The following is a 10,961-nucleotide window of genomic DNA, read 5'->3' on the forward strand; positions in this document are numbered from 1 at the left end:
GGCCCTTTTCAAGTGGTCCCCTGGCGCATGGGTATGCGGGGGGTGGATAAGTGCAAGTTTTGAGCCACCCTTCCCGGCTAAACCCCAGGCGACGGAGCCTCATACCCTTTCTCCCCGTATCGTACCCCACGGCCACCCAAGGCTAGAAGGGCTTTGCCGGGTCCCTGGCGAAGCCAGGGTGGGGCGGCATCAGCGGCGCCTACGCCGCCTCTTGGCCTTGGTGTCCACCGGGCGGTGCATCCCGGCCTTTTCCTCCCTGGGAGCCCACTCACCGAAGTAAACGGTGTTCACCGTGGCCCGCTCGGGCCGGCTGTCGCGGCTCTTATCCGTAGGCGGTCCTACCACCTTGCGCATCTCCTCCTCCTTTATCTTTCCCTTCCTCACCAGGGTTTTTTCCCTGGAAGCTTCCTTCTTTTCCTCCTCCCGGTAGGGCAGGAGGTCGATCTGCCGGAGCCTCGGGTTGGCGGCGGCGATCACCACCTCCATCCCGTCCCCCAGGCGGATCCTCTGGCCCTTGGGACCCAAAAGGGCCAGGGCCTCCTCGCTGTAGGTGTAAGGGCCCAGGGCCTCGAGGCGCACCAAGCCCTCCACCCCGTTTTTCAGGGTGACGAAGGCGCCAAAGCTGGCCACCCCGGTCACCTTGCCCAAGAACCGCTCCCCTAGGTGAAGCTCCGCCCACTTGGCCATGTAGTACTTGGTGAGTTCCCGCTCCGCTGCCTCCGCCTTCCTTTCCATCTCCGAGGCGTGCTCGGCGATGGCGGGAAAGGTTTCCTGCCAGCGGGCCTTCTTGGCTGGGGTAAGGCTCCGCCGGAGGATGGCCTTAAGCACCCGGTGCACCACCAGGTCCGGATAGCGGCGGATGGGGCTCGTGAAGTGCAGGTAGTGCTCCATGGCCAGCCCGAAATGCCCCAGGTTCTCCGCAGCGTACCGAGCCAAACGCAACGAGCGCAGGACCAGGTTGGCCACTACGGGCTCCTCCGGCCGGCCCTTGGCCTCGAGGAGAACCCGTTGCAAGGCCTTAGAGGAAAGCTTCTCCGGCAGGGTATACCCCAGCCGGGCCAAAGCCGTGCGAAGCTTCCCGTAGGCTTCCTCCAAGGGCTCCTCGTGCACCCGGAAGAGCCCGGGAAGCCCCTTGTTCACCAGGTGCTCGGCCACCATCCGGTTGGCCAGGAGCATGAGTTCCTCGATGAGGCTTCTCGCCTTGGGCTCCTCCTGGGGGATGAGGTGGAGGGTGCCGTCTTCCACCTCCACCTTCACCTCGGGGAAGGAGAAGTCCAGGGACCCCGCCTCGAGGCGCTTCTGCCTAAGCCTTTGGGTAAGGTCCAGGAGGAGGTCTAGATCCTCGGCCAAGAAGGCGTGCTCCTCGGGCAGGCCATACCCCTCGGCGAAGGCCTCCACCTCCGTGTAGGTCATCCGGGCCACGCTCTTGATGACCCCCTCGGCAAAGCGCACCCGCTTCACCTCCAGGTCCTCATCCAGCTCCACCAGGACGGAGAGGACCAGCCGGTCCTCGTGAGGCTTCAGGGAGCACACCCCGTTGGAAAGCCTTTCGGGGAGCATGGGCAGAACCCGCCCCGGCAGGTAGACGCTGGTTCCCCTTAGGAAGGCCTCCTGGTCCAGGGCGCTACCTTCTTTGACGTAGTGGGAAACGTCGGCGATGTGCACCCCGATGCGATACCCTTTGGGAAGGCGCTCCACGTGGATGGCGTCGTCAAAGTCCTTGGCGTCCACCCCGTCGATGGTGAAGACCCGAAGGCCCCGGAAGTCTTGGCGCCGCCCCATCTCCGCCTCGGGGATCTCCAGGGGAATGGCCTCCGCCTCCTTCAGCACCTCCTCCGGAAACTCGGCCCTTAGGCCGTACTTGGCGATCACCGCCTCGGTTTCCGTCTCCGGGGCCTCCCCTTCCCCCAGGTACTCCAGAAACTCCCCGTAAGGGCGCCGGTCGTAGTGCACCCTCACCACGATCCGGCTTCCCCGCTTGAGGCCGTGGAGCCCTTCGGGAAGAAGCCTGAGCTCGGGCAGACCCAGCTCGTCCGGCAAGAGGACCGCATACCCCTTGCGGAAATCCAGGGTACCCACCACCCGCTCCCGGGCCCGCTTCAGGACCCTTTCCACCACCCCCCAGGGCTTCCCGTCCCGGCCAGGAGGCATGATGCGGGCCTCCACCAGATCCTCGGGCCAGGCATCCTGGGTGTAGCCGGGCGGGATGAAGAGGTCCTTTTCGGGAAGGCGCACGAAGCCATACCCGTCCCGGTGGAGGCTGATGGGTCCCTGCACCCGGGCGGGGAGGAAGTACTGGCTTCCCTTCTTCTCCAACAACCCTTCCCGCACCAGGGCCTTAAGGTAGGCCTTGGCCTCCCGCTTTTCCAGCCCAAAGCGCCTGAGAATCTCCTCCAGGCGGTGGGGCCTACCGGTCTTTTTGAAAAACTCCAGTAAGGTTTCCCGCATTCTAACCCAAGAGGCCTTCCAGGGCCTTCTCCGTAGCCTTAAGGCTCTCCGAGAAGGCGGAAAGGGCCTCGTCCACGTGCTCCTTGCCGATGATGAGGGGGGGCTCGAGGCGCACCACCTTGGGGTTGTTGAGCCCGAAGGCGGTGATCACCCCCCTTTCCGCCAACTCTGCCACCACCAAGGCGCCGATGTCGGCATCGGTGAACTCCACACCCAGCATCAGGCCCCGGCCCCGCACGTCCTCTATGAGGTGAGGATACTGGGCCTTAAGCTCCTTAAGCCCCGCCATCAGGTAGCCCCCCATCTCCAGGGCCCTTTGCGGCAGGTTCTCCTCCAGGGTGACCTCGAGGGCCGCCAAGGCCGCCGCCGCCGCCAGGGGGTTACCGCCAAAGGTGGAGGAGTGGAAGAGGGGGTTTTGCTTGAAGATCTCAAAGACCTCCCTCCGGCCCACGCAGGCCCCGATGGGCATCACCCCGCCCCCCAGGGCCTTGGCCAGGGTCATGAGGTCGGGGGCCACCTCCTCCCAGTCCACCCCAAACAGCTTTCCCGTCCGCCCGAGGCCGGTCTGCACCTCGTCGGCGATCATGAGGACGCCCTTTTTGCGGGTAAGCTCCCGCACCCCCTTCAGGTAGCCCTCCGGGGGCACGCGGATCCCCCCTTCCCCCTGGATGGGCTCCACGATCACCGCGGCGGTTTCCTCATCTATGGCCGCTTCCAGGGCCTTTAGGTCCCCATAGGGCACCGCCTTCACCCCGGGAAGAAGGGGCTTGGCGGGATCCTGATACTCGGGCTTGGGGGTAAGGGAAAGGGCCCCCAGGGTCTTGCCGTGGAATCCCCCGTGGGCAGTGACGATGCCCGGCTTCCCCGTGTAGGCCCGGGCCAGCTTGATGGCGGCCTCCACCGCCTCCGCCCCGGAGTTGCCGAAGAAGACCATTTCCAGGCCTTCGGGCGTTATCTCCGCCAGCTTGGCCGCAAGCCTCGCCGTGGGCTCGGAAACCAGGACCCGCACGGACATGGGCATGCGCTCAAGCTGGGCCTTGACGGCCTCCACCACTTTGGGGTGGCGGTGGCCCAGGTTCAGGGTGCCGTAGAGGCCCAAAAAGTCCAGGTAGCGCTTGCCCGTGGTGTCCCAGACGTAGGGACCTTCGGCATGGGACTCGATCCGGTCCAGGCCGGTGAAGCGAAGCAACCCTGCCAAGCCGGGATTGATGTGCCGCTCAAAAAGCGTAAAGGGGTCGTGGCTCATGCCCACAATGCTACCCTAAGTGTAGCACACTCAAGGCTTGGTAGATGTCTTCCGGAATACGGCCAGCCTTCTCCCCCACCTGGCATAGATGCCGGGTAAAGCCCTCCGCCAAGAGCGTCCCCTCCCGCTCCACCCGGTAGCGGAAAAGGAGGTCTCTCCGGGAAAGGTGGGCCAGGCGGGTTCGCACCAGAACCTCCTCCCCAAAGCGGGCCGGGGCACGGAAGGTCAGGCCCAGTTCCACCACGGGGAAGAACACCCCCCGGGCCTCCACCTGGTGGTAGGGCAGGCCTGCCTTCTCCAAAAACTCCACCCGGGCCGCCTCCAGGTACACCGCATAGACGGAGTGGTGGACCACCCCCATCTGGTCGGTTTCCGCGTAGCGCACCTTTATGCGGGTCTCGCTCTCCACGGCACGAACTCCAGACGAGGCAGGTGGCGTAAGCGCACCCTACGGGCGATCTCGGAAAGGAGCCTTCTCTCCGCGTGGCTTAAGGCCAGAAGGGCTTTCTCCTCGTCGCTGAAGGCCTCCACGTACACCGTGAGCACCCGGCCATCGGGGGAAAGGCGCACCGCCTCCACGGTGAGGAGGAAAAGCCTTGGGTCCTCGAGCCCCTGGACGGCCTCCGCCAGGGCGCGCAGGAGCCTTTCCTCCAGGTGGGCCTTCCCATAGCTCACACCTAAAGCTTACTCCCGGTCCAGGCGGGAAACCAGATCGGCCAGCTTCCGGGCCACCTCCTCCGCCCCTTCCTTGGCCTCCACCATAACCCGCACCACGGGCTCGGTCCCGGAGGGGCGCACGTTCACCCGGCCAAAGCCCCCAAGCCTCCCTTCCGCCTCCTCTACTGCCTCCTTCAGCCGGGGATGGGCCATGACCCTGTTTTTGTCGGAAACCCGCACGTTCAAAAGCACCTGGGGGTACATGGGCAGGGCCTCGTACCAGTCCGCAAGATCCCCCCCCAGGGCCTTTAGGGCCTTCAGGGTGAGGAGGGCGGTGAGGAGGCCGTCCCCCGTGGTGTGGTGCCGCCGGAAGATCACGTGCCCCGAGGGCTCCCCGCCCAGGAAAAGCCCTTTTTCCTTCATCACCTCCAGAACGTACCGGTCCCCCACCGCTGCCCGGTGAAGGCTAAGGCCCTTTTCCCTCAGGGCCACCTCGAGGCCCATGTTGCTCATCACCGTGCCCACCACCCCCTTTTCCCCATAGGCCAAGGCGGTGAGGTAGAGGATGTGGTCCCCGTGGAAAAGCCGTCCTTTTCGGTCTATGAACTGCACCCTATCCCCATCCCCATCAAAGGCGATACCCAGGTCCAGATCCAGCTCCGCCACAAAGCGGGCCAGGGCCTCGGGGTGCGTGGAACCGCAGGCCTTGTTGATGTTCCGGCCATCCGGGGTGTTGAAGAAGGCCATCACCTCGGCCCCCGCCCGCTGAAAAAGCCTGGGCCCGAGGCGGTAGGTGGCCCCATGGGCCAGGTCCAAGCCCACCTTAAGGCCCGAAAGGTCGGGGGCGTGGGAGAGGAGGAAGTCCAGATACATCCTCTCCGCTTCCCGGAAATCCCCCACGGTGCCGATGCCCCGGGTGGGATGGTCCTCCTCCAAGAGGGCTTCGATCTCCTCCTCCACCGGATCGGGAAGCTTCTCCCCCTCGGGCCCAAAAAACTTGATGCCGTTGTCCTGGTAGGGGTTGTGGCTGGCGGAGATCATGGCCCCGGCGCTGGCCTTAAGGTGCCGAGTCAGGTAGGCAAGCCCCGGGGTGGGTAACACCCCCAGGTGCTCCACCCTGACCCCCTGGCTCATGAGCCCCGCCGCCAGGGCAGCCTCTAAAAGGTCGCTGGACTCCCGGGTATCCTTGGCCAGGAGGACCACAGGCCTGGGGCTCGCCCTGCGAAGATAGGCCCCCGCCGCCTGGCCAAGCTTAAGGACAAACCCGGGGGTAAGGGGGTGCTTGCCCGCCTCCCCCCGCACCCCGTCGGTGCCGAAGTAGCGCCTCATGGGGAAGACTATACCCCAAGGCTCCCCCTGGGTTATCCCGAGGGCGGTTCTAAGTGCTCACGCAGGAAGGTTGCTTCATCGGCAAGGGTGGATACAGCGTGCCCATGGCCTTTTTNCCTCCACCTCCAAGGGCACCTTGAGGGGCCACACCTCCTCCATGGTCCGCTTGGCCTCCTGGGCGACTTCCTCCGCTTGCTCCTTGGGCGCCTCGAGGACCAGTTCGTCGTGCACCTGCAAAAGCATCCTGGCCCCCAGCTCCTGAAGCCTGGGAAAGAGCTTCACCATGGCCAGTTTCATCAAATCCGCGGCGGTCCCTTGCACCGGCATGTTGAAGGCCATGCGCTCTGCTGCCTCCCGGATGCTCTTCACCCGGGAAGCCAAGTCGGGCACGTAGCGCCGCCGGCCAAAGAGGGTTTCCACATACCCCAGTTCCCGTCCTTCTGCCAAGGTTTTCTCAATCCAGGCCCGCACCTTGGGGTAGCTCTGGAAATACCGATCGATGAAGGCCACCGCCTCCTCGTAAGGGATGGCCAGCTCTCCCGAAAGCCGGTGGGCGGACATGCCGTAGAGGACGCCGAAGTTGATGGTCTTGGCCGCCCGGCGCATCAGGGAATCCACGGCCTCGGGAGGCACGCCGAACATCCAGCTGGCCGTCTGGGTATGGATGTCCTGGCCCTCCTGGAAGACCCGGATCAGGTTCTCGTCCCCGGAAAGGTGCGCCAGGACCCTGAGCTCAATCTGGCTGTAGTCCAAAACCACCAGCCTCCACCCCTCCTCGGCCACGAAGGCCCGGCGGATCCGCTGGCCCAAGGGGGTGCGCACGGGGATATTCTGCAGGTTGGGATCCGAGCTGCTAAGCCTCCCCGTGGCGGTGGCCGTCTGGTTGAAACGGGTGTGGAGGCGGTTCGTCTTGGGGTGGACCAGGGCGGGCAGGGGGTCGATGTAGGTGCCCTTGAGCTTGGAAAGCTCCCGGTACTGGAGGATGCGGTCCACAATGGGATGGGCCTCCCGCAAGGCCTCCAAAACGGCGGCGCTGGTGGAGCGCTTGCCCGTCTTCTCCGTCTTGCCGATGGCGGGAAGCCCCAGCTCGTCAAAGAGGACCCTTTCCAGCTGGTCCCGGGAGTTCAGGTTAAAAGGATGCCCGGCCAGGCGGTGGACCTCCTCCTCGAGGCGCCTGAGCTCCGCCTCCACCTCCAGGGAAAGGGCCTTCAAGTAGGCCACATCCAACCGCACCCCCGTGGCCTCCATGTGGGCCAGGACCCGCGAAAGGGGCTTTTCCACCTCCCCGTAAAGCCAAAGAAGCCTCTCCTCTCCCTTAAGCCGGTCCAGGAGGGCAGCGTAAAGCCTTTCGGAAAGCAGCGCCCTTTCCCCCGCCTCCTCGGTCCACTCCCCCCCGTAGCGCCGGGCTACCCCTTCGGGGGCGGTGTTGGAAGGATCCAAGAGGTAGGCGAGGAGCATGGGGTCGTCGCCCGGTGCCAGGGCAATCCCTTCCCTCAGGGCCAGCACCGCCAGGTCCTTGGCCAAAAGCCCCCTCACCTCCCCAAGCCCCCGCAAGGCCTCCAAGGGATCCTCCGCCCGGTAAACCCTTCCCTCCCAGGCGGCGGCCAAGGCGTTAAGTTCCGCCCACATGGGCTCGGGGCGGGAAAGAACGTACCCCACGAAGGCCCCCTCGGGGGGCGGCCAGGGAGCTTCCTCCGCCGCCACCGGGCTTTCCAACAGGCCGAACTCGTGGAGGAGGCTTCCGAACTCCAGCCTCTCCAAAAAGGCCTTAAGTCCCTCCTGGTCCGGCTCCCGGCGCTGGGCGAAGTCCACCTGAAGGGGCAAGTCCGTGTGCACCCGGGAAAGCTCCAGGGATAGCTTGAGGTCCTCCATGTGGCTAAGGATCTTCTCCCGCACGGAGGCAGGTTTCACCTGTTCCAGGTGCTTAAGAAGGTTCTCCAGGCTTCCCCACTCCCGGATCAGCTTGGCCGCCGTCTTCTCCCCGATGCCCTTCACGCCGGGGATGTTGTCGGAAGGGTCCCCGGCCAAGGCCCGGTAGTCCACCCACTGGGAAGGCTTAAGCCCATACTTCTCCCAAAGCCACTCCGGGGTGATCAGGTAACCCTCCGGGTGAAGGATGGAGATTCGGTCCGAAAGAAGCTGGTAGAGGTCCCGGTCCGCGGTGAGGATGCGCACCTCGTAACCTTCCCTTTCCGCCTTCTTGGCCAGGGTAGCCAGGACGTCGTCCGCCTCAAAGCCCGATACCTCGAGGCGCTCCAGGCCCAAAAGGTCCACCATCTCCTTGATCAGGGCAAGCTGCCGGGGAAAGTCCTCGGGGGTGGGAGCCCGCCCCGCCTTGTAGGCCTCGTAGGTCTGGTGGCGGAAGGAGGGGGCCTTGGCGTCAAACACCACGATCACCCCATCCCCGTCTTCCCTTAGCGCCTTTAAAAGGCTTTTGGCAAAGCCGTACACCGCCTGGACCGGCTCCCCGCGGCTGGTGGTGAGGCCCTTCAGGGCAAAAAAGGTACGGTAGGCCAGGTGGTGGCCGTCCACCAGAAGCACCCGGCCCTTGGGCTCAAAGAGGGGCAGCATCGCCCTTATGCTACCCTAGCCTTCCCAGCGCACCTGTCCCCGGGTGAGGTCCCTGAGCTTCTGCAAAAAAGCCTCCAATTCCCCTGCGGGAAGCCTGAGGTGAAACCGCACCCCCTCCGCCAGGTACTCCTCCAAAGCCGCCCAGGAGCGGGAGGCTAAAAGCCTGTGCACCCGGCCCACCTGGGGAAAAGGGACCACAAACCGCACCTCCTCCCACTCCGTCAAGGGCACCTTGGAAGCCCGCCTCAGGGCCTCCGCCGCCACCCCCCCGTAGGCCCGGACAAGCCCCCCGGCCCCCAGCTTGATCCCGCCGAAATAGCGCACCACCAAAACCACCACCCTATCCAGCCCCTGGGCCTCTATGGCGTGAAGGATGGGCTTACCCGCCGTGCCCGTGGGCTCGCCGTCGTCGGAGAAGCGGTACAGGGGGCCGATCTTGTAGGCGTAGCAGTTATGGGTGGCTTCCGACTCCCGCTGGGCCGCCAAGAAGGCCAGGGCCTCCTCCTCCGAGGCCACCGGGGCCGCCTTGGCGATGAAGTGGCTCTTCTGGATGATCTCCTCGTGAACCACCGGGGCCGCCAAGGTGTAGGCCATTCACTCCCCCTCCAAGGCCCGGCGGGCTGCTTCCTCCATGCCCCGGGGGTCCGGGAGAAGCCCCGTCCAGATGCGGAAGGCCAAGGCCCCCTGCCAGGCCAGCATGGGAAGCCCGGTCTGCACCTGAAGGCCCCTTTCCCTGGCCTCCCTTAACAACCGGGTCCAGAGGGGACGGTAGACCAGGTCCACCACAGCCCCTTCCTTAGGGAAAAACTCAGCCGGCAAGGGAGTAGCCCCTGGGTCCTTAAGCCCCACGCTGGTGGCGTTCACCAGGAGCCTAGCCTCCTTGGCCCGTTCCAAGGGAACCGCCTTCAACCCAAACTCCTCCGCCAGGGCCAGGGCTCTTTCCCCGGTGCGGTTCCAGATCCAGACCTCGAGGCCCGCCTCCCTCAAGGCCCAGGCCACCGCCCGCCCCGCCCCCCCGGCCCCCAGGATCAAGGCGGGGCCCATGAGGGGAATCCCCTCGGCCCTCAGGGCCTGCAAAAACCCAGGGGCATCGGTGTTGAAGCCAAGAAGCCTCCCCTCCACGGAAAGCACCGTGTTCACCGCCCCAATGGCCTGGGCCTCCGGGGAAACCCAATCCAAAAGGGGCAAGGCCGCCTCCTTAAGAGGAATGGTCAGGTTCACGCCCCGGTATTCCCGGCGCACCTCCTCCAGGCGGTCCTTCAGGGCCTCGAGGGGGGTTTCCAAGGCCTGGTAGCTTCCCTCGAGGCCCAGTTCCTCCAAAGCCTCCCGGTGCATGGCCGGGGAGAGGGAGTGGGCCACGGGGTGTCCCAACAGGGCGAAGCGCAGCATCTACCCCAGGATAGCTTCTGCCGCCACACCCCAGGACCGAACCCGTATAGAATAAAGACGGTGAAAAGGCTTCTTCCCCTATGCTTCCTGCTCTCCCTGGCCCTGGGGAAAACCTACCTCGTCCCCATCCAGGGGGAGATTGACCCCGCCTTGGCCGTCTTTGTGGAGCAGGCCCTGACCCGCGCCGAACGGGAAGGGGCGAGTGGCGTGGTCTTCCTCATCGACACCCCAGGGGGCCGGGTGGACGCCGCCATCCGCATCTCCGACCGGATCCTGCAAACCCCTCTTCCCACCCTGGCGGTGGTGCAGAACGCCTTTTCCGCCGGGGCCTTGATCGCCCTTTCCTGCCGCCAGATCGCCATGCTGCCGGGCTCGGAGATCGGGGCGGCCCTGCCGGTGGTGGCTCTTCCCCTGCAGCAGCCCCAGGCGGCGGACCAGAAGATCATCTCCGCCCTTAAGGGCAAGTTCCGCGCGGTGGCCGAGGCCCGGGGAAGGCCGGTGGAGCTGGCGGAGGCCATGGTGGACCCCCAGGTGGAGATCCCTGGCCTTTCCGCCAAAGGAGAGCCCCTCACCCTTTCCGCCGACAAGGCGGTGGAACTCAAGGTGGCGGACTTCAAAGCGGGAAGCCTGGCTGAGGCCCTGCGCCAGGCGGGGTACACCCTAGAAACGGAAAGGTTGGAACCGGGCCCCCGGGTGCAGGTGGCCCGGTTCCTCACCAGCTCCACTGTGGCGGGGCTTCTCCTGGCCCTTGGGCTTCTTCTTCTCCTCCTCGAGCTCTTCACCCCGGGCTTCGGGGTCATGGGGACCTTAGGCCTGGCGTTTTTAGCCCTTTACTTTGCCGGGGGGTGGCTCGCCGGGCTTTCCGGGGCCTTCGAGCTGGTTCTCTTCTTCCTGGGGGTGGCCCTCCTCCTGGCCGAGGCCTTCCTCTTTCCTGGGTTTGGCATCGCTGGGGCCTTGGGCGTGGGGTCCATATTGGCCTCCGTGTACTTCACCTTCGGGGAGAACGCCCTCATGGTCATCGCCATTGCGGTGATCGCTTTGGGCCTTGGCCTCCTCCTGGTGTTTCGCTTCCTCCCCAGGACCCGGCCGGCAAGGGCCCTGGTGCTGGAAAGCGCCATCTCCGCCCACGCCACCGGGGACGAGGTGGAGGTGGGGGCCATCGGCGTGGCCCTCACGGACCTAAGGCCCGGGGGCGTAGCCCGCTTCGGCAATAGGCGCATAGACGTGGTAGCCAACCGGGGTTTCCTGCCCAAGGGCACCACCTTGAGGGTGGTGGAGGTCAGGGGGCCCACGGTGGTGGTGGAAGCTTTGGAGGAGTGAT

General features: G+C 65.4%; 8 protein-coding genes and 1 pseudogene. 1 reads left to right on the forward strand and 8 read right to left on the reverse strand.

Annotated elements, in window-relative coordinates:
- Positions 1-189: 189 nt before the first annotated feature.
- The 8 genes and pseudogenes from rnr to aroE form a co-directional block, all read right to left on the reverse strand.
- Positions 190-2,448, reverse strand: coding sequence for a ribonuclease R (rnr, locus tag C2847_RS03390; protein ID WP_105317079.1), 2,259 nt, complete (start codon positions 2,446-2,448; stop codon positions 190-192).
- A gap of 1 nt (position 2,449) precedes the next feature.
- On the reverse strand, positions 2,450-3,694 hold the full coding sequence (locus C2847_RS03395; RefSeq protein ID WP_105317080.1) for an aspartate aminotransferase family protein: 1,245 nt from the start codon (positions 3,692-3,694) through the stop codon (positions 2,450-2,452).
- 10 nt (positions 3,695-3,704) lie between these two features.
- Positions 3,705-4,103 (reverse strand): acyl-CoA thioesterase, encoded by a 399-nt coding sequence (locus C2847_RS03400; protein ID WP_038068889.1) that lies wholly within the window; start codon positions 4,101-4,103, stop codon positions 3,705-3,707.
- Entirely contained in the window at positions 4,082-4,369 is a 288-nt protein-coding gene (locus C2847_RS03405; protein ID WP_105317081.1) for a ribosome-binding factor A, read from the reverse strand. The genes C2847_RS03400 and C2847_RS03405 overlap by 22 nt, the downstream gene beginning before the upstream one ends.
- A gap of 9 nt (positions 4,370-4,378) precedes the next feature.
- Positions 4,379-5,680, reverse strand: a complete 1,302-nt coding sequence (gene glmM, locus C2847_RS03410; protein WP_105317082.1) for a phosphoglucosamine mutase — start codon at positions 5,678-5,680, stop codon at positions 4,379-4,381.
- Between the two features lie 116 nt (positions 5,681-5,796).
- Positions 5,797-8,260, reverse strand: a pseudogene (gene polA, locus C2847_RS03415) (DNA polymerase I); the annotation flags it as partial.
- Positions 8,261-8,266: 6 nt separating this feature from the next.
- A complete protein-coding gene (locus C2847_RS03420) occupies positions 8,267-8,845 on the reverse strand; it encodes an IMPACT family protein (protein WP_105317084.1) in 579 nt (192 codons plus the stop codon).
- The gene (gene aroE, locus C2847_RS03425) at positions 8,846-9,640 is read right to left on the reverse strand and encodes a shikimate dehydrogenase (protein WP_105317085.1); all 795 of its coding nucleotides are present in this window, start codon (positions 9,638-9,640) and stop codon (positions 8,846-8,848) included. It abuts the gene before it with no gap.
- Positions 9,641-9,700: 60 nt separating this feature from the next.
- On the opposite strand from aroE, the gene C2847_RS03430 reads away from it, so the two are divergent.
- Entirely contained in the window at positions 9,701-10,960 is a 1,260-nt protein-coding gene (locus tag C2847_RS03430) for an NfeD family protein (RefSeq protein WP_105317086.1), read from the forward strand.
- The last annotated feature ends 1 nt before the right edge of the window (position 10,961 follow it).

It is taken from the genome of Thermus tenuipuniceus (genome assembly GCF_002964845.1).
Lineage (GTDB): Bacteria > Deinococcota > Deinococci > Deinococcales > Thermaceae > Thermus > Thermus tenuipuniceus.